The sequence below is a fragment of the Phenylobacterium haematophilum genome, assembly GCF_014196295.1.
In the GTDB taxonomy this organism is placed as follows: domain Bacteria; phylum Pseudomonadota; class Alphaproteobacteria; order Caulobacterales; family Caulobacteraceae; genus Phenylobacterium; species Phenylobacterium haematophilum.
The window spans coordinates 695,419-712,173 of the sequence record NZ_JACIDK010000002.1; the positions used below are offsets into that span (position 1 = coordinate 695,419).

The window sequence follows — 16,755 nt, forward strand, 5'->3', positions numbered from 1 at the left end:
AACGGCCTCAAGCCAGCGCGGCGCGAACCTTGTCGGCGATGGCCTTGAACCCGGTGGGATCGTTACCCGCGATGTCCGAGAGGACCTTGCGGTCGATTTCGATCCCGGCCTTGTCCAGGCCGAAGATAAACTGCGAGTAGGTAAAGCCTTCCAGACGCGCAGCGGCGTTGATGCGCTGGATCCAGAGCGAGCGGAAGTTGCGCTTGCGGACCTTGCGGTCGCGGTAGGCGTACTGTCCGGCCTTGTCCACGGCCGCCTTGGCGGCGCGGATGGTGTTCTTGCGGCGCCCGTAGAAGCCCTTGGCTTGCTCGAGAACCTTCTTGTGCTTGGCGTGGGCGACAACGCCCCGTTTCACGCGAGCCATGTGTCAGTTCTCCTTAAAGGCCGTAGGGGAGCCAAAGCTTGACGATCTTGGTGTCAGCTTCGGTCATCACCTTGGTGCCGCGGTTCTGACGGATGTACTTCGCGTTGTGGCTGATCAGACGGTGACGCTTGCCAGCGACCCCGGCCTTCAGCTTGCCGGTCGCGGTCAGTTTGAAGCGCTTTTTCACGCCCGACTTAGTCTTCAGTTTGGGCATTTCTCTGCGGAGCCTCGCGGCCCCGTCCTCTGGTGTATTGATGAACCGCCCTGGCATGCCTTTGGCCAGACGACTCCGAAGAGCGGGGCGTTTACGCGAAAGGGTGAGGGAAGGCAAGGCTTTGAGTCCGCCTGCGGCGACTCGGCGTCGGCTGGGATATAGTCGCCCGACCGGTCCGCTACGAGGCTTTCGATGGCGTCCACGTCCGCACCGCCCGCCGCCGCGCCGCGCCGCCGGCGCATGCTCGGGGCCTTCGTCGCCCGGCCGCGGCTGCTGGCCGGCGTCGCCGCCGGTCTCGTCGTCTGGGCCGCCTGCCTGCTGATTCCCAACGAGCTCAGCCTGGTCACGGCGGCCATCCTGGCCTGGGACGCCACCTGCCTGGCCTTCATCGTGCTGGCGATCACCATGATGTGGGGCGCCGACCCGGCCCGCATGCGCGCCATCGCCGCGACGCAGGACCAGGGCCAGGGCGTGATCCTGGCGCTCGCCGTCGCCGCGGCCGCCGCCAGCATCTGGGCCATCGCCCGCGAGCTGTCGGCCGCCAAGGCCGACGAGGGCTTGGTCAAGGCGCTGCGCGTGGGTCTGGTCTTCGCCACCGTCGCGGCGTCCTGGTTCATGGTGCAGATGATCTTCGCCCTGCACTACGCGCACGAGTACTACGCCCCAGACGACGACACCCCGCGCGACGCAGGCGGCCTGCAGTTCCCGGGCGGCGAGCTGCCCGACTACTGGGACTTCCTGCACTTCTCGGTGGTCATCGGTGTCGCCTGCCAGACGGCGGACGTCTCCTTCACCTCCAAGGAGTTGCGCCGCATCGGCACCGTCCACGGCGTCGTCGCCTTCGTGTTCAACACCGTGGTCCTGGCCCTGACGATCAACCTGCTGGCCGGACTGTTCTAGGGCGCGGGCGCGCCGTCCTCGGCGATCTGCCCGGCGGCGGCCGGATCGGTCAGGATCACGCCGACCGAGGCGGCGATGATCAGCCCGATCGCCAGCCACTGCGAGAGCGCCAGGTGCTCGCCCAGGATCAGCAGCCCGGCCACCGCGCCAGCGGCCGGCTCCAGGCTCAGCATCACACCGAAGCTGCGCTTGGGAATGCCGCGCAGGGCGACCATTTCCAGCGAGTAGGGGATGGCGCTCGAGACGATCGCCACCATCAGCCCCAGGGCCAGCAGCTTCAGATCGAACAACCGCGCGCCGGCCTCGACCAGGCCGAACGGCACGACGATCAGCGCTGCGGTGCTCATGCCCAGCGCCACCGATTGCCCGGCCGGCAGATGGCCGGTCCTCTTGCCCAGCACGATATAGAGCGCCCAGCAGACCGCCGCGGCGGCCGCAAAGCCCACCCCGACCGGATCGAGCGCATGGGCCGCGTCGCGCCACGGCAGCAGCAACAGCAGCCCTAGAGCAGCCAGCCCGATCCAGACGAAATGGATCGGCTGGCGCGCATGGATCAGCGCCAGGCTCAGGGGCCCGATGAACTCGATGGCGATGGCCAGCCCCAGCGGAATGGTGCGGATCGCCATGTAGAAGCTGAGGTTCATCAGCCCCAGAACGCTCCCGTAGAGCGCCAGCCGGCCAAGGTCGTCGCGGCTCAGCGGCTGACGCCACGGCCGCCAGATCAGGCACAGCAGCAGCGCCGAGAACCCGACCCGATAGGCGGTCGCCCCCTGCGCCCCGACCAGTGGAAACAGCTGCTTGGCGAACGAAGTCCCAGCGCACAGCGAGACGATCGCGCCGATCAGCGCCGCATAGGGAATCAGGGCGCGCGGGGCTGGTGCGGAAGACATGGACATGACGGCGACCTCCTAGCGGAAGGCGGCCCGCCTCGTCACGCCGGCCGCGGCATTCGCTTGAGGATCTGCAGCGCCATGACCACCGCCGGCACGATCAGGATCGCGGTCACCACGAAGGCCGCGCCGGGATCGACCAGCGAGAACAGCTGACCGGCGAAGATCGGCCCGCCGATCCGCGCCAGGGCCATGTTTGACATGTTGAGCCCCAGGGTCTCGCCCTGCCGCTCGGGCGGCGCCGCCTGCGAGATCAGCGCCGTCAGGCAGGGGAAACAGATCGACTGCCCGAAGCAAACGAACGCGAACCCGACCATCGCCACCGGCCAGTTGGGCGAAAGGAACTGGAAGAGCATGCCGATCCACATGGCCGCCAGGCCGGCGGTCAGCACCGTGGTCTCGCCATGCCGGCGCACCAGCATTCCGGTCAGCACCGCTTGGCAGAACGCCCCCAGCACGCCGATGCCCATGAAGGCGAAGCCGATCTCGCGCGGTCCCCAGCCGAACCGGTGCTCAGTCCACAGGCCATAAGTCGCCTCGATCCCGGCGAAGCCGGAGATGACCACGAAGCTGATTAGCATCACCCGCAGGATGATCGGGTCGGCCAGCGAGACGCGCAGCACTTCCAGGCGGTTGGGCTGGCGGCCCTGCCGCGGCTCGGGCCGGCTCTCGCGCACGAAGGCCAGCACCGCCAGCGCCGACAGCAGGCCGAAGCCTGCGGCCGCGAACAGCGGGATGTGGAAGCCGAGCGGTCCCAGTTCCGGATGCGCCAGCAGCCCGCCCAGCGCCGGCCCGACCATGAAGCCGAGCGAAAACGCAGAGCCCATCAGGCCCATTTTCGCCGCCCGCTCTTCCGGGCGGGTGATGTCGGCCAGCGCCCCTTGCAGGGTCGAGATGTTGCCGGACAGGACGCCGCCGACGAAGCGGGCGAGGAACGCCAGCCAGATGTTCGGCGCGAAGGCCAGCGCCACATAGGCGAGCGCCCCGCCCGCGATGGTGATCATCAGCACCGGGCGGCGGCCGACGCGGTCGGACATCCGCCCCCAGAACGGCTCGCCCAGGAACTGCCCGAACGAAAAGGCCGAGAACAGGATGGCGATCTGCCAGGCCGGCGCGTCCAGCGACTTACCGAAGAACGGCAGCAGCGGGATCACCAGGCCGAAGCCGGCGATGTTCAGGAAGATCACCGACAACAGGACGAGCAGCGCCCGCGTCTCCTCCCCGCGCGAGACGGGGGGCGGGGTCATGACTGTTCCGCCGCCTGCGCCTGCTGCGCCTGCAGGTGGGCGCGGGCCTTGCGGCTGGCCGACAGCGCCAGGAAGATCGCCGGCGCCACCACCAGGGCGCCGATGATGAAGGGCCCGTTGAGGACGTGCTCGAAGACGAAACCGGCCGTGATCGGTCCGACCACCCGTGCGGCCGCGCCGCACGCGTTGTTCAAGCCCAGGATCTGCCCCTGCTTGTGCGGGTCGGCGGTGCGCGAGATCAGCGCCCCTACGTTCGGGTACGCGACCGACTGTCCGACGGCGGTGAAGCACATCAGGGCGATGGTCATGGGGCCACCGGTGGACACGGTCTGCAGCAGCGCCCCGATGACGGTCATGCTCATGCCGACGGCCAGCATGGGCCCCTCGCCGAACCGCTCGGACATCTGGCCCGTCACCAGGGTCTGGGTCAGGAACGCGGCCACGCCGACGAAGGCGAAGCAGACGCCGATGTCGCGCGGCTCCCAGCCGAAGCGGGCGTTGGCCCAGGGACCGAACATCGACTCGATGCCGGTGAAGGCGAAGCCGACAAGGAAGGTCAGCAGCATCAGGCGGCCGATCACCGGATGGCCGACCGCCTCGCCGATCGCCGACCAACGGCTGGGCCGGTCGGTGATGCTGGTGTCGCGGATGCGGCTCTCGCGGATGAAAAGCATGATCGCGACGACGCAGAGCAGGGCCAGGCCCGAAGCGATGAACAGCGGAATGCGGAAGCCGGCCGGCCCCGCGCCGGTGTGGACGAACAGGCCGCCGACCGACGGCCCGACGATCAGCCCGACGTTCCAGGCCGCGCTCTGGTACGACATCTGCCGCGCGCGCTTCTCGGGCGGGGTGACGTCGGCAAGGTAGCCCTGCACGACCGCGCCGTTCCCGGCCGCCAAGCCGCCGATCAGGCGGATCGCGAACGCCGCCCAGATGTTGGGGGCGAAAGCCAGGGCCAGATAGCAGAGGCAGTTGCCGCAGATCGTCGAGATCAGTAGCGGCTTGCGGCCGTACTTATCGGACAACCGGCCCCAGAAAGGTTCGCCGAAGAACGCGCCGACCGAATAGGCCGCGAAGATCAGGCCGATCTGCCAGCCCGGCGCGTTGAACGACTTGGCGTAGAACGGCAGCAACGGGACGATGATCCCGAAGCCGAGCATATTGATGAAAATGACGGCGATCAGGGACGGCGCGGCCCAGCGGGACGGAACCTTCCCGCGCGGCGCGGTGTCGGACATGTGAGCGCTGTTAAGACGACCCGCGTTACGCCGCAAGCCCGAGTTCGGGGCTTGGTTGTTCGGTCGCGGGGGTGCGGCTTCAAGGCCTCAGTATGGGGGCGAGGGGGGCTAATCGGCGTCGCGCACGAACCCCTCCGGCCTAGCTGCCGTAACGGCATGATCCCACCCTGCGCAGCCCCGATGTCGGACGGTTCGTGCCGTCGGTTCGGCGTCAGGCCCAGGGCCCGGCTCGGCGGCGGCATCTCGGGGCTTGTGGGGGAGCCGCGCATTTTCTATTGCTGGCCTCGCATCAAGAGTTGGGCGTCGCCCAACGCCAACCTGCTTCCCGAGCAAGGTGGCGCTCCCTCCCGGGAGGATGTGGCCGCGGCGGCAATCCAACGGGTGATCCCAGCTCCGTCCCGGTCCGAGTTGAATGACTGAGGGCTGAACCTTGCCGATCAAGATTCCCGACGCCTTGCCTGCGCGCGCCACACTGGAAGCCGAGGGCGTTATCGTCATGGCCGAGACGCAGGCCGCGCGCCAGGACATCCGGCCGCTGCGCATCGGGCTGCTGAACCTGATGCCCGACAAGCCGAAGACCGAAATCCAGTTCGCTCGCCTGCTGGGCGCCACTCCCCTGCAGGTCGAGCTCTCGCTGGTCCAACTGGCCAGCTACACGCCGCGCAATACACCGCCTGAACACCTGGCCGCTTTCTATCGGACCTGGGACGAGGTCAGGCACGAGCGGTTCGACGGCTTCATCGTGACGGGCGCGCCGGTCGAGACGCTGCCCTTCGAACAGGTAGACTACTGGGACGAACTGACCCGGATCTTCGACTGGACCCAGAGCCATGTGCACAGCAGTCTAAACATCTGCTGGGCCGCCCAGGCGGCGCTTCACCACTTCCACGGCGTCGGCAAGCACATACTGGCGGCCAAGCGCTGGGGGGTCTTCTCTCACCGGCTGGCCGCGCCGGCGTCTCCGTACCTCCGCGGCATGTCCGACGAGGTCGACGTGCCGGTCTCGCGCTGGACCGAGGTGCGGGCCGAAGAGTTGCCCGAGGGCGCGGGGCTGAACGTGCTGCTGGAGTCCGACGAGTCCGGCCTCTGTCTGGTCGAGGATGCGCAGCATCGCGGGCTGCACATGTTCAACCACCTCGAATACGACGCCACGACCCTAGCCGATGAGTTCGTCCGCGACCGCGCCAGGGATCCGGCCACGCCGCAGCCCCTGAACTATTTTCCGGACGGCGACGCCGGCCGGCCGCCAGCCAACCGCTGGCGCAGTCACGCGCACCTGCTGTTCGCTAACTGGATCAACGAAATCTACCGCACGACCCCGTACGACCTCAACGACATCGGCGGTTCGAACTCCGGGCGCCGCATCTAGGCCTCCCGGGCCTGGCGGGCCCCGCCGGCCATCGCCTCGATCGCGGCCCTTTCGGCGGGCCACCGGTCGAAGGTCATGAGGATCTGCTGCGCCGTGGCGTCGGCGATTAGCTCGCCGTCGCCGCGCCGGAACTCGGCGCGGACGGTGATCAGCTGTTGGGTGTGGGCGACGACGCGGGCTTCGATGGTCAGCGGATGGGTGCGGCCCACCCTCAGGAAATTGAGCTGCAGGTTGACGGTGCGAAACAGCCTATCGTCGGGAACGACCGTCATTGTCGCGAACGACAGCACCTGATCGGCCAGGGCCGCGAGGTATCCACCGAACAGCGAGCCGTCACTGGTCGCAAGCTCCGGCGCGGGACTCCAGGATTTTCGCACCCAGCCCTCGCCCCAATCGTCGATCAGGCCGAGCCTTAAGGTTCGCACCACCGGGGGCGGCGTGGCGCGCCCGGTCTTTAAGGCATCCAGTCGGTCGGTCGCCCAGGTCATTCGATCCTCCCCCAAAATTGCTCAGGTGAGGGTAGGGACGCCGCGCGGGCTCTGTTACTCGACTTACAATGCCGGGAGCGGTCGGAGGGAGCGGACATGAGCAGCGTTGAAAATGCTCGCAAAACACCGCGCCAGCAGCGGGCGAGGTACTCCGTCGACGTCATTCTGGAGGCGGCGGCTCAGGTCTTGGAGGCGACCGGCGAGGCGGGGTTCAACACCAACGCCGTCGCTGAACGGGCCGGCGTCAGCATCGGAACGCTCTATCGCTACTTCCCGGACAAGCACTCCGTGCTGCGGGCGCTGGCGCTCAGGGAGACCGAAGCGCACCGGAGCGCGGTGATGGCGGCGCTGGAGGGCGGCGGCTCCGGAGTGGCGCGGGATCGCGCGATCATTCGCGCCTTCGTCCAGGCCTTCGCGGGACGCCATCGGGCGCGGAGGATCGCTGTGTCGGCCCTGCTGGCCCACGCCGATCACGGCGAACTGGCGGCGAAGTTCGCGGCGGTGGAAGACGGCATGACCGACGCCGAGGGCCGCCCGCTGACCCCCGTCCAGGCCTTCGTGCTCGGCCGGGCGGTTCAGGGCGCGATGCGGGCCGCCGTGCTCGAAGGGGTCGACTTCCTGCAGAGCCAGGAGTTCGAGGACGAGCTGGTGCGCCTGGGCCGCGCCTATCTGGGCTATTCGGCGCGGCCAGGCTCCTCGCAAACGAAAACGGCCACCCCGTAGGGCGGCCGCTCGTTTATCTGTCGATGGTCTTCGCGCCTAGCGGGGGGCCAGGATCATGATCATCTGGCGGCCTTCCATGCGAGGCTCGTATTCGACCTTGGCGAATTCGTCGAAGTCGGCCTTGACCTTTTGGAGCAGCTTCATCCCGAGTTCCGGGTGAGCCAGTTCGCGACCGCGGAAGCGCAGGGTGACCTTGACCTTGTCGCCCTCCTCGAAGAACCGGTGCATCGCCTTGGTCTTCACTTCATAGTCGTGAATGTCGATGTTCGGGCGGAGTTTGATCTCCTTGATCTCGACGACCTTCTGGCGTTTGCGCGCCTCGTTCTTCTTCTTCTGCTCCTGGAACTTGAACTTGCCATAGTCCAGGATCTTGCAGACCGGCGGATCCGCATTCGGCACGATCTCGACCAGGTCGAGGCCGGCTTCCTCAGCGGCCTCCATGGCGGCCGACGTCGGCATCACGCCCTGCTTCTCGCCGTGCTGGTCGATAAGCAGAACCTTGGGGACGCGGATCTCATCATTGATGCGCGGTCCGTCTTTGACGGGCGGCGCCTGCATGGGGCGGCGAATAGGCTTTCGCTCCTAGAGCTGTTGAAACAGGTTCGGCCGGCAGCGCGAGGCTCCGGTCGGCAGCCATATATGACGAAGGGGATGGCCCCAATCAAGCGGTGCTAGGATTGAGGCAGCAAAGCGTTCGCCGCCTGTAGGACCTCGGCCACAGAAAGGTCGCTCAGGTCGCCGGACCGCAGCACGGTCACGTGGCCGCGCGGGGCGGCCAGCTCCGGGTCGGAAGCACTGGAGAACAGCACCACCGTCGGCGCGCCGGCGGCCGCGGCCAGGTGCAGCGGGCCGGTGTCGTTGCCAACCACCAGCGCGGCCTTGGCGCCCAGCATCGCGATCTTGGCGAAGTCGGTGCGCCCGGTCAGGTCCCGGACGTGTCCGACCTCGCGCTGGATCTGGCGGGCGAGGGCGCTTTCCTGCGGGCCGCCGATGATGACGATGTCGTAGCCGCGCTCCGCCAGGATCTTGCCCAGTTGGCCGTAGCGCTCGGCCGACCAGCGCTTGTCCAGCCGGTGGGCCGAGCCGCCGGGCACGAACAGCGCATAGGGCTTGGGCCGCACCCCGCCCGGCACCGGCCGCGTCTGGCTCGGCTTGGGCAGCACCCACGACAGGTCCGGTCCCGGCGCGCTGCCGGGTTCGGTCGGGGCGTCGGGCCAGATGCCGGCGTACTTCAGCTGGTCGGCGTGGCGCTCCAGCGTGTGCATGCGGTTGCGGTTGGGGTTCTTGTGCGGCAGCGAGCAGCCGGCGGCGATGCCCGACCATTCCGGCGGGAACGGCGAGAGCATGTGGAAGATGCGCGCCGACTGCGCCGAGGTCTGCAGGTCGTAGACGCGGTCGTACTTGGCGGCCTTGATGCGCTTGCGCAGCGCCAGCCACTCGCCCAGCCCTTCGGGCCGCCCGTCGGTCTCGACGGCGTTGAAGTAGGGGCAGGCCTTGGCCAAGCTCTCGAACGGCGGGGTGGTCAGCAGGGTGATGTGCGCCCGCTTGTGCGCCTGGCGGATCTTCTTCATCGCCGCCAGCGCCAACACGAAGTCGCCCAGCGCCGACAGCTTGATGACCAGGATCTTCTTGATCTCGCGCGACATCAGCCGTGCGATCCCGCATGGCGGGCGGCCAGCACGCGCGCGTAGGCGTCCAGCGTCGCCTCGCACATGGCGTCGACTGAATAGAGCCGGCGTGCGCGGTTGGCCGCCGCCTGGCCCATGGCCGCCAGCCGCAACCCGCCCATTTCGATCGCCTTGCCCATCGCTGCGGCCCAGGCGTCGGGGTCGTCGACCTTGACCAGCCAGCCGGTCTCGCCGTTCAGCACCGTCTCGGTGGTGCCGCCATGGTCCGAGGCCAGCACCGGCTTGCCCATCACCTGCGGCTCGACCGCCGTGCGGCCGAACGACTCCGGCTTGGTGGTGGGCAGCATGGCGATGTCGCAGATCTGGTAGGCGGCCGGCATGTCGTCGCAATGGCCGACCAGCCGCACGTGTTCCGCCAGGCCCGCGGCGACCACCGTCGCCTCGACCTCTTCACGATAGCCGGTGCGGCCTTGGTCGTCGCCGGCGAATAGAATCAGGAAGTCCTCGACGCCGGCTGCCCGCATGCGCTTGGCCGCCTCGATGATCAACAGGTGGCCCTTGATGCGCGTCAGCCGGCCGGCCAGCAGCAGCTTCACGCGCCGGTCGCGCGCCTCCACGCCCCAGGCCTCGCGCAGCGCCTGCACGCGCTCGGGCGTCACCCAACTGGGGTTGAAGCGCTCCAGGTCGATGCCGCGCGGGATCGAGACGATCCTGGCCGGGTCGAGCTTGTGTTCGGCCAGTACGTGGTCGCGGGTGTAGTCGGAATTGGCGATCACCAAGTCGCCGCGGGTCATCACCGCGTTGTACCAGCGCTTGACGCTGTTCTTGGCCCCGTAGACGCCGTGATAGGTCGCCACGAACGGGGTCTTGGTCGCCTGCGCCGCCCAAAGCGCCGAGAACGCCGGCGCGCGGCTGCGGGCGTGGACGATCGACACCTTCTCCTTGCGGATCAGGTCGACCAGCCGCGCGGCGTTGCCGAGCATCACCAGCGGGTTCTTGGTCTGCACCGGCATCTGGGCCAGCCGCCCGCCGTCGGCTTCGAGCCGCGCGGCCATGCGTCCGCCACGGGTCGCCACCAGCGCCTTGCCGCCGGCGCGCACGACCGCATTGGCCACATCGATGGTGGTCTGTTCGGCCCCGCCGGTCTCGAGTTCCGGCACGACCTGCAGGAGAGTGAAGTCTGGGGGAAGCGTCACGAGGTTCTGCATAGCGCAAGCCTCGGTTTGGTAAACCCTCTGCGCGCGCTTAACGATGTCACATCCGCGCGTTATGACCGCTCCATGGCTGAGACGAGCGGATTTCTGGAACGGCCCGACGGGGCGAAACTGGCCTGGCGGGCGGTGGCGGGCGCGGGCCCGACCGTGGTCTGGCTGGGCGGCTTCCGCTCGGACATGGCCGGGACTAAGGCGCAGGCCCTGGCCGACTGGGCTCAGGACCGCGGCCGCGCCTATGTGCGCTTCGACTATTTCGGCCACGGCGAATCCGAGGGCGAGTTCGCCAAGGGCACGATCACCCGTTGGCGCGACGACGCCCTGGCGGTGCTGGAGACGCTGGTCGAGGGGCCGGCGGTGCTGGTCGGCTCGTCGATGGGCGGCTGGATTTCCTGCCTGGTCGCCGGAGCGGTTCCGCAGCGCGTCGCGGCCATGGTGCTTGTCGCCCCGGCGCCCGACTTCACCGAGAAGCTGATGGCTCCGGAAATGACCCCGGCCGACCGCGCGCAGATGGCCGCCACCGGAGTCTGGCTGCGCCCCTCCGAGTACGGGGAGCCCTATCCCATCGCCCGCGAGCTGCTGCAGGACGGGGCCCGCTGGTCGATCCTGCCGGGGCCGGTGAACATCGATTGTCCGGTCCGCATCCTCCAAGGCGGGGCCGACCCCGACGTGCCCTGGCGCCATGCGTTGGAGCTGGCCCAGGCGATCCGCGGCGACGACGTGGTCTTTTCCCTCATTAAGGACGGCGACCACCGGCTGTCGCGGCCCCAGGACCTCGCCCGCCTCGCCGGCGCCCTCGACGAGCTCGGCGCCTAGGCAGTGGCCCCGTCCCAGATCCCGAGCTTCTGGGAGGCCGCCAAGGTCTGGGCCCGAATCGGGTGCTTGAGCTTCGGCGGCCCGGCCGGCCAGATCGCCCTGATGCACAAGGTGCTGGTCGAGGAACGCGGCTGGATCGGCGAGCGGCGGTTCCTGCACGCGCTCAACTACTGCATGCTGCTGCCCGGCCCCGAGGCGCAGCAGCTGGCCACCTATGTCGGCTGGCTCATGCACCGCACCGCCGGCGGGCTGCTGGCCGGCCTGCTGTTCGTGATCCCCGGCGCCCTGGTCATGCTGGGGCTCAGCATCGCCTACGTGCTGCTCGGCGCCACGCCGCTGGCCGCGGCCCTGTTCCTGGGCGTGAAGTCGGCGGTGCTGGCCATCGTCGTCGAGGCGGTGCTGCGGGTCGGCCGCCGGGCGCTGAAGACTAAGGCCGCCGTGCTGATCGCGGTCGCCGCCTTCCTGGCCCTCTACGTCCTGCGCGTCCCGTTCCCGCTGGTCATCCTCGCCGCCGGCCTGCTCGGCTGGTTCGCGCCCGCCCTGATGGCGCCGCCGGCCCAAGGGCAGGACGCCCCCGACGCCCCCGACCTGGTCGACGCCGCGATCGCCGCCGGGCAGGGCGGTCACCTGGCGCCGTCGCGCGGCCGGGCGTTGCGGGTGCTGGCGGTCTGGCTGCCGGTCTGGCTGGCCCCGCTCGCGGCGCTCTACCTGCTGACCGGCGAGACCAGCGTCTGGACCCGGCTGGCCGGCTTCTTCTCGACCATGGGCGTGGTCACCTTCGGCGGCGCCTATGCGGTGCTGTCCTATGTCGCCCAGGCGGCCGTCGACGGCTTCGGATGGCTCCGGCCTGGAGAGATGGCCGACGGCCTGGGCTTGGCCGAGACCACGCCCGGTCCGCTGATCCTGGTGCTGCAGTTCGTCGGCTTCCTGGCCGCCTATCGCCAGGCCGGCGACCTCGACCCGCTGGCGGCCGGAACCCTCGGCGCCCTACTGACCACCTGGGTCACCTTCGCGCCCTGCTTTCTGTGGATCTTCCTCGGCGCGCCCTATGTCGAGGCGCTGCGCGGCCATCGCCCGGCCGCCGCCGCGCTCGCCGCCATCACCGCCGCGGTGGTGGGGGTGATCGCCAACCTCGCCCTATGGTTCGGCCTGCACCTGCTGTTCGGCGAGGTCGCGCGGCTCGGCGGCTGGGGCCCCGACGTCCCGGTGCTGGCCAGCTTCGACTGGCGTCCGGCCCTGCTGGCCGCCGCCGCCGCGCTCGCCATGCTGCGCTTCAAGGCCGGCCTGACGACGACCCTGATCGCCTGCGCGCTCGGCGGCTTGGCGCTCGGATCGCTCTGAACAAAGGTCCTCGCCCGCTGGGGGAGGTGGATCCATGCGCAGCATGGGGACGGAAGGGGACTGCTCTCAAGCTGCTTGAGTCAAAGTCCCCCTCAGTCAGCCATTCGGCTGGCAGCTCCCCCAGCGGGGGAGCAACTAAGACGGACGCTCGCCCGCCAAGATCGCCGCCAGCCCCTCGCGATAGGTCGGATAGGCCGGCCGCCAGCCCAGTTCGGACTTGGCCCGCGCGTTCGAGACCCGGCGGTTCTCGCGGTAGAACCGCTGCGCCTTGACCGGCAAGGCGTCGATATCCAGCGGGGTCAGCGGCGGCTCGGGCAGGCCCAGCAGCGTCGCCGCATGAGCGATGACAACGCTGTTGGCGGCGGGCTCGTCGTCGACCAGGTTGTAGATCCCGCCGGCCCGCGGCCTAGCGATCGAGGCCGCCAGCCCCGCCGCCACGTCGTCGACATGCACGCGGCCGACCACGTGGCCGGGGGCGTCGTAGCGTTTGGCGCGCCCCTCGCGCAGGCGGTCGAACGCCGAGCGCCCAGGGCCGTAGATCCCCGGCAAGCGGTGCACGGTGACGGTCAGGCCCATGCCGCGCCCGACCTCCAGCCAGTCGCGTTCGGCCGCCACCCGCCGCGCGCCCTCCGGCGACTGCGCGGCCAGCCGGCTGTCCTCGAACACCCAGCCGCCCCGGCGGTCGCCATAGACCCCGGTTGTCGAGATGTAGCCGATCCAGTCGGGAAACGCCCCGGCCTTAGCCAGCGCCGGGACCAGAACCTGCAGCGCCGGGCAGCCCTCGGGCCCCGGCGGCGGTGTCACCAGCACGGCCTGCACGTCGCTCAGCCGCGCGGCGATGGCGTCCTTGTCCTCGGCGGCCACCGCATCGACGCCCTCGGCGCGCATCGCCTCGCCGTCGGCGGGGTTGCGATAGGTGGCGCTGACATCCCAGCCCTTGGCCCGCATCCGCCGCGCCAGCGCGCGGCCCACGAACCCGTAGCCATAGATGAACAGGCGCACCCGGAACCGCCTACAGCAGCTCGGCGATCGCCTTGCGGGCGGCGTCGGCGAAGTCCGGGCGTTGCAGGGCGAAGGCGACGTTGGCCTTCAGGAGGCCGATCTTGTCGCCGCAGTCATAGGTGGTCCCGTCGTATTCCAGCGCGTGGAAGTCCTGGACCTTCATCAGCTCGGCCATGGAATCGGTCAGTTGGATCTCGCCGCCCGAGCCTTTCCCCTGGCGTTCCAGCAGCGGGAAGATGTCCGGCTGCAGGATGTAGCGGCCCGAGATGATCAGGTTCGACGGCGCCGTTCCCGGCTTCGGCTTCTCGACCATGGCGGTCATGCGGTTCAGCCGGCCCTCGCGCCCGTCCAGGGCGACGATGCCGTACTTGTGGGTCTCGCTCTCGGGCACGGGCTCGACGACCACGATGTTGCCGCCGACCTGGTCATAGGCGGCGACCGCCTGGGCCAGGGCCGGGGTCTGCGCGGCCATCAGCATGTCGGGCAGGATCACCGCGAACGGCTCGTCGCCGATGATGTCGCGTGCGCACCACACTGCGTGGCCGAGGCCCAGCGGCGCCATCTGGCGGATGAAGCTCATCGATCCGGGCGGCAGGATGTCCCGGCGGACCTCGGCCAGGACGTCGGTCTTGCCCTTGGCCTCCAGCGCCCCCTCGATCTCGGGGTTGCCGTCGAAATAGTCCTCGATCGGTCCCTGGCCGCGGCTAGTGATGAACACGAAGTGCTCGATACCGGCGGCGCGCGCCTCTTCGACCACATAGGAGAGGATCGGCCGGTCGAAGACATTCAGCAGGTTTTTCGGCGTGGCTCGCGCCACGGGCAGGACACGGGTTCCCAGTCCAGCCACCGGCAACACGGCCTTGCGCACACGTTTGGTCATCCAAGCTCTCCCGCAATCCCCCGTACGGGATGCTCGATAGGCGAGGCCGCAGCATGTCAGCCGAAAGTGGATATCAGGTTTCGACCAAGCTCAGGCTTCGCAAGATGGAAGAGCTTTTCGACGGATAGAGTTGCGCGAAAGCTAAGCTTTGTCTGTGGGTGCTTTTGCTGAAGCTCAGCTATGATGCGCTATTCAAGGGTGTTTCGTGAACCTCGGACCGGAACTCACGAGGCCGTGAACGGTTCACGATCCGCCATCCGCAGTTCAAACGAAGGGCTTCCCATGAAACTTCGCACCTACACCGCGCTCGCGGCGGCTTCCGCGCTCGCCCTGACTCTGGCCGCTTGCGGCAAGAAGGCGGAGGAGGCGACTCCGGCCGCCGACACGGCCGTGACACCGCCGGCCGACAGCATGGCCGCCACCCCGCCGTCCGACAGCATGATGGCGACGCCCCCCGCGGGGTCGATGGCGACCACGCCCCCGGCCGACGGCATGATGGCGACCCCGCCGGCCACCGGTTCGATGGCGACAACGCCGCCGCCGGCCACCGAAGTTCCCCCGGCGACGCCGCCGGCGAAGTAGCCGGCTACTCGACGGTCACCGACTTGGCCAGGTTGCGCGGCTGGTCGACGTCCGCGCCCTTCTGGACGGCCACGTAATAGGCCAGCAGCTGGATGGGCGCGGAAAAGACCAGCGGCGCGATCAGGGGGTCGCACTTGGGCGCGGTCACCACCACGCGGGCGCCCGCGGGGGCGCTCTGCTCGCCCTCGGGGTCGGTGATGAAGACGACCTGACCGCCTCGGGCCATGACCTCGCTCATGTTCGAGGCGGATTTCTCGAAGTAACTGTCGAAGGGCGCCAGGATCACGATCGGCGTGGCCTCATCGACCAGCGCGATCGGTCCGTGCTTCAGTTCGCCGGCAGCATAGCCCTCGGCGTGGATGTAGCTGATTTCCTTCAGCTTCAGCGCGCCTTCCAGGGCCAGCGGATACATTGGGCCGCGGCCCAGATAGAGCACGTCACGAGCCTTGGCTACCTCGACCGCGATGGCGCGGACGGCGTCTTCCAGGTTGATCGACTCGGCGATCAGCCGCGGCGCCTCCAGCAACACCTTCACCAGCCGGTTCTCTTCGGTCTCGTCGATCTTGCCGCGCGCGCGGGCGGCGGCGACGGCCAGGGCGGTCAGCATGCTGACCTGGGCGGTGAAGGCTTTGGTCGAGGCGACCCCGATCTCCGGCCCGCAATGGATCGGCCAGATCACGTCGGCCTCTCGCGCGATGGTCGACTCCACGGTGTTGACCAGGGCCGCGCTCTGCATGCCCTTGGCCTGGCAGTAGCGGAAGGCGGCCAGGGTGTCGGCGGTCTCGCCGGACTGCGAGATGGCGATGGCCAGCGATCCCGGCCGCAGGGCCGGCTCGCGATAGCGGAACTCTGAGGCGACCTCGACGTCGACCGGCAGGTCGGCCATCCGCTCGATCAGGTACTTGCCCAGCATGCCGGCGATGTAGGCGGTGCCGCAGGCGACAATCTGGATGCGCTCCAGCTTGGAAAAGTCGATGTCCCCCGGGATCGTCGTGCGGTCGGTCAGGGCGTCCACATAGGCCGCGATGGTGCGCTGGCACCCTTCCGGCTGGTCGTGGATCTCCTTTTCCATGAAGTGGCGGTAGTTGCCCTTCTCCATGACCGCGGCCGAGGCGGCGAGCGTCTTGATCGGCCGCTCGACCGGCGCCCCGCTGGCGTCGAAGATCTTCGCTCCGGCGTGGTCGATAATCACGTAGTCGCCGTCGTCCAGATAGGCGACGCGGTTGGTGAACGGGCCCAGCGCCATGCCGTCCGAGCCGACGAACATCTCGCCGTCGCCATAGCCGACCGCCAGCGGCGGGCCGTTGCGCGCGCCCATGATCACGTCGCCGTCGCCGATGACCAGCACGGCCAGGGCGTAGGCGCCGCTCAGCCGGTCCAGGGTCGCCTTGAAGGCGGACAGCGGCTCCAGTCCGCTGTTCAGGTTCTCGTCGACCAGGTGGGCGACCACCTCGCTGTCGGTGTCGCTGGCGAACACGCGGCCCTTGTCCTGCAGTTCGGCCTTCAGCTCGGCGAAGTTCTCGATGATGCCGTTGTGCACGACGGCCACGCGCCCGGCGATGTGCGGGTGGGCGTTGCGCTCGGTCGGGGCGCCATGGGTGGCCCAGCGGGTGTGGCCGATGCCGGTGGCGGCGACCAGCGGTTCGCGCTCCAGCACCGCCTCCAGTTCACGCAGCTTGCCCGGGGCGCGGCGGCGCTCCAGCACGCCGTTCACCTGCGCGGCGACGCCGGCGCTGTCGTAGCCGCGATATTCCAGGCGCTTGAGGCTCTCGACCAGGCGCCCGGACACCGGGGACTTGCCGACGATTCCGATGATGCCGCACATGTCGCCCTGGTTCCTTTCGTCGCTCGAAAGCGTGATA

At 69.0% G+C, this 16,755-nt stretch carries 18 protein-coding genes and 1 riboswitch; of the genes, 6 read left to right on the top strand and 12 right to left on the bottom strand.

Annotated elements, in window-relative coordinates; genetic code table 11:
- Nucleotides 1–7: 7 nt before the first annotated feature.
- Nucleotides 8–364, bottom strand: a complete 357-nt coding sequence (gene rplT / locus GGQ61_RS09350) for a 50S ribosomal protein L20 (RefSeq protein WP_183771798.1) — start codon at nucleotides 362–364, stop codon at nucleotides 8–10.
- Between the two features lie 13 nt (nucleotides 365–377).
- Nucleotides 378–578 carry a 50S ribosomal protein L35 gene (rpmI, locus tag GGQ61_RS09355; protein ID WP_183771800.1) on the bottom strand — a complete coding sequence of 67 codons (201 nt, stop codon included), beginning with the start codon at nucleotides 576–578 and terminating at the stop codon, nucleotides 378–380.
- Between the two features lie 192 nt (nucleotides 579–770).
- Between rpmI and GGQ61_RS09360 the strand changes: the two genes are divergently transcribed.
- Nucleotides 771–1,478 carry a DUF1345 domain-containing protein gene (locus GGQ61_RS09360; protein WP_183771802.1) on the top strand — a complete coding sequence of 236 codons (708 nt, stop codon included), beginning with the start codon at nucleotides 771–773 and terminating at the stop codon, nucleotides 1,476–1,478.
- Here the strand turns inward: GGQ61_RS09360 and GGQ61_RS09365 are convergent.
- Genes GGQ61_RS09365 through GGQ61_RS09375 form a run of 3 tightly spaced genes read right to left on the bottom strand, consistent with a single transcriptional unit; the run spans nucleotide 1,475 to nucleotide 4,853 of the window.
- Nucleotides 1,475–2,374, bottom strand: coding sequence for an EamA family transporter (locus GGQ61_RS09365; RefSeq protein ID WP_425500992.1), 900 nt, complete (start codon nucleotides 2,372–2,374; stop codon nucleotides 1,475–1,477). The two genes, GGQ61_RS09360 and GGQ61_RS09365, sit on opposite strands and share 4 nt — an antisense overlap.
- A gap of 35 nt (nucleotides 2,375–2,409) precedes the next feature.
- Nucleotides 2,410–3,615 (bottom strand): MFS transporter, encoded by a 1,206-nt coding sequence (locus GGQ61_RS09370; protein WP_183771804.1) that lies wholly within the window; start codon nucleotides 3,613–3,615, stop codon nucleotides 2,410–2,412.
- A complete protein-coding gene (locus tag GGQ61_RS09375) occupies nucleotides 3,612–4,853 on the bottom strand; it encodes an MFS transporter (protein ID WP_183771806.1) in 1,242 nt (413 codons plus the stop codon). The genes GGQ61_RS09370 and GGQ61_RS09375 overlap by 4 nt, the downstream gene beginning before the upstream one ends.
- Before the next feature lie 281 nt (nucleotides 4,854–5,134).
- Nucleotides 5,135–5,240: riboswitch (SAM-I-IV-variant riboswitch) on the top strand.
- Between the two features lie 43 nt (nucleotides 5,241–5,283).
- On the opposite strand from GGQ61_RS09375, the gene GGQ61_RS09380 reads away from it, so the two are divergent.
- Nucleotides 5,284–6,222 (top strand): homoserine O-succinyltransferase, encoded by a 939-nt coding sequence (locus GGQ61_RS09380; protein WP_183771808.1) that lies wholly within the window; start codon nucleotides 5,284–5,286, stop codon nucleotides 6,220–6,222.
- Here the strand turns inward: GGQ61_RS09380 and GGQ61_RS09385 are convergent.
- Nucleotides 6,219–6,710: a PaaI family thioesterase gene (locus GGQ61_RS09385; protein ID WP_183771810.1), complete on the bottom strand. Its 492-nt coding sequence runs from the start codon at nucleotides 6,708–6,710 to the stop codon at nucleotides 6,219–6,221. The genes GGQ61_RS09380 and GGQ61_RS09385 overlap by 4 nt on opposite strands.
- A 96-nt stretch (nucleotides 6,711–6,806) precedes the next feature.
- Between GGQ61_RS09385 and GGQ61_RS09390 the strand changes: the two genes are divergently transcribed.
- On the top strand, nucleotides 6,807–7,433 hold the full coding sequence (locus GGQ61_RS09390; protein WP_183771812.1) for a TetR/AcrR family transcriptional regulator: 627 nt from the start codon (nucleotides 6,807–6,809) through the stop codon (nucleotides 7,431–7,433).
- 36 nt (nucleotides 7,434–7,469) lie between these two features.
- On the opposite strand, the gene infC is transcribed toward GGQ61_RS09390, so the two are convergent.
- From infC to GGQ61_RS09405, 3 genes are all read right to left on the bottom strand, one after another.
- The gene (gene infC / locus GGQ61_RS09395; protein ID WP_183771814.1) at nucleotides 7,470–7,991 is read right to left on the bottom strand and encodes a translation initiation factor IF-3; all 522 of its coding nucleotides are present in this window, start codon (nucleotides 7,989–7,991) and stop codon (nucleotides 7,470–7,472) included.
- 113 nt (nucleotides 7,992–8,104) lie between these two features.
- Nucleotides 8,105–9,079, bottom strand: a complete 975-nt coding sequence (locus GGQ61_RS09400) for a glycosyltransferase family 9 protein (protein WP_183771816.1) — start codon at nucleotides 9,077–9,079, stop codon at nucleotides 8,105–8,107.
- Nucleotides 9,079–10,269 carry a glycosyltransferase family 4 protein gene (locus GGQ61_RS09405; RefSeq protein ID WP_183771818.1) on the bottom strand — a complete coding sequence of 397 codons (1,191 nt, stop codon included), beginning with the start codon at nucleotides 10,267–10,269 and terminating at the stop codon, nucleotides 9,079–9,081. Before GGQ61_RS09405 ends, GGQ61_RS09400 begins: the two co-directional genes overlap by 1 nt.
- Nucleotides 10,270–10,341: 72 nt before the next feature.
- On the opposite strand from GGQ61_RS09405, the gene GGQ61_RS09410 reads away from it, so the two are divergent.
- Nucleotides 10,342–11,088, top strand: coding sequence for an alpha/beta fold hydrolase (locus GGQ61_RS09410; protein WP_183771820.1), 747 nt, complete (start codon nucleotides 10,342–10,344; stop codon nucleotides 11,086–11,088).
- A gap of 3 nt (nucleotides 11,089–11,091) precedes the next feature.
- Nucleotides 11,092–12,429, top strand: a complete 1,338-nt coding sequence (gene chrA, locus GGQ61_RS09415; protein ID WP_183771822.1) for a chromate efflux transporter — start codon at nucleotides 11,092–11,094, stop codon at nucleotides 12,427–12,429.
- Between the two features lie 135 nt (nucleotides 12,430–12,564).
- Here chrA and GGQ61_RS09420 read toward each other — a convergent pair whose 3' ends face one another.
- Both GGQ61_RS09420 and GGQ61_RS09425 read right to left on the bottom strand, forming a co-directional pair.
- The gene (locus tag GGQ61_RS09420; protein ID WP_183771824.1) at nucleotides 12,565–13,431 is read right to left on the bottom strand and encodes an NAD-dependent epimerase/dehydratase family protein; all 867 of its coding nucleotides are present in this window, start codon (nucleotides 13,429–13,431) and stop codon (nucleotides 12,565–12,567) included.
- Nucleotides 13,432–13,441: 10 nt separating this feature from the next.
- Nucleotides 13,442–14,311 (bottom strand): UTP--glucose-1-phosphate uridylyltransferase, encoded by an 870-nt coding sequence (locus tag GGQ61_RS09425; protein ID WP_183771826.1) that lies wholly within the window; start codon nucleotides 14,309–14,311, stop codon nucleotides 13,442–13,444.
- A 282-nt stretch (nucleotides 14,312–14,593) separates the two neighbouring features.
- Between GGQ61_RS09425 and GGQ61_RS09430 the strand changes: the two genes are divergently transcribed.
- The gene (locus tag GGQ61_RS09430) at nucleotides 14,594–14,893 is read left to right on the top strand and encodes a hypothetical protein (RefSeq protein WP_183771828.1); all 300 of its coding nucleotides are present in this window, start codon (nucleotides 14,594–14,596) and stop codon (nucleotides 14,891–14,893) included.
- Between the two features lie 4 nt (nucleotides 14,894–14,897).
- Here GGQ61_RS09430 and glmS read toward each other — a convergent pair whose 3' ends face one another.
- Nucleotides 14,898–16,718, bottom strand: a complete 1,821-nt coding sequence (gene glmS / locus GGQ61_RS09435; RefSeq protein ID WP_183771830.1) for a glutamine--fructose-6-phosphate transaminase (isomerizing) — start codon at nucleotides 16,716–16,718, stop codon at nucleotides 14,898–14,900.
- Nucleotides 16,719–16,755 lie beyond the last annotated feature (37 nt).

Coding starts and splice junctions, on each gene's coding strand:
- rplT (WP_183771798.1), bottom strand. CDS start 364: ATGGCTCGCGTGAAACGGGGCGTTGTCGCCCACGCCAAGCACAAGAAG.
- rpmI (WP_183771800.1), bottom strand. CDS start 578: ATGCCCAAACTGAAGACTAAGTCGGGCGTGAAAAAGCGCTTCAAACTG.
- GGQ61_RS09360 (WP_183771802.1), top strand. CDS start 771: ATGGCGTCCACGTCCGCACCGCCCGCCGCCGCGCCGCGCCGCCGGCGC.
- GGQ61_RS09365 (WP_425500992.1), bottom strand. CDS start 2,374: ATGTCCATGTCTTCCGCACCAGCCCCGCGCGCCCTGATTCCCTATGCG.
- GGQ61_RS09370 (WP_183771804.1), bottom strand. CDS start 3,615: ATGACCCCGCCCCCCGTCTCGCGCGGGGAGGAGACGCGGGCGCTGCTC.
- GGQ61_RS09375 (WP_183771806.1), bottom strand. CDS start 4,853: ATGTCCGACACCGCGCCGCGCGGGAAGGTTCCGTCCCGCTGGGCCGCG.
- GGQ61_RS09385 (WP_183771810.1), bottom strand. CDS start 6,710: ATGACCTGGGCGACCGACCGACTGGATGCCTTAAAGACCGGGCGCGCC.
- GGQ61_RS09390 (WP_183771812.1), top strand. CDS start 6,807: ATGAGCAGCGTTGAAAATGCTCGCAAAACACCGCGCCAGCAGCGGGCG.
- infC (WP_183771814.1), bottom strand. CDS start 7,991: ATGCAGGCGCCGCCCGTCAAAGACGGACCGCGCATCAATGATGAGATC.
- GGQ61_RS09400 (WP_183771816.1), bottom strand. CDS start 9,079: ATGTCGCGCGAGATCAAGAAGATCCTGGTCATCAAGCTGTCGGCGCTG.
- GGQ61_RS09405 (WP_183771818.1), bottom strand. CDS start 10,269: ATGCAGAACCTCGTGACGCTTCCCCCAGACTTCACTCTCCTGCAGGTC.
- GGQ61_RS09410 (WP_183771820.1), top strand. CDS start 10,342: ATGGCTGAGACGAGCGGATTTCTGGAACGGCCCGACGGGGCGAAACTG.
- GGQ61_RS09425 (WP_183771826.1), bottom strand. CDS start 14,311: ATGACCAAACGTGTGCGCAAGGCCGTGTTGCCGGTGGCTGGACTGGGA.
- GGQ61_RS09430 (WP_183771828.1), top strand. CDS start 14,594: ATGAAACTTCGCACCTACACCGCGCTCGCGGCGGCTTCCGCGCTCGCC.
- glmS (WP_183771830.1), bottom strand. CDS start 16,718: ATGTGCGGCATCATCGGAATCGTCGGCAAGTCCCCGGTGTCCGGGCGC.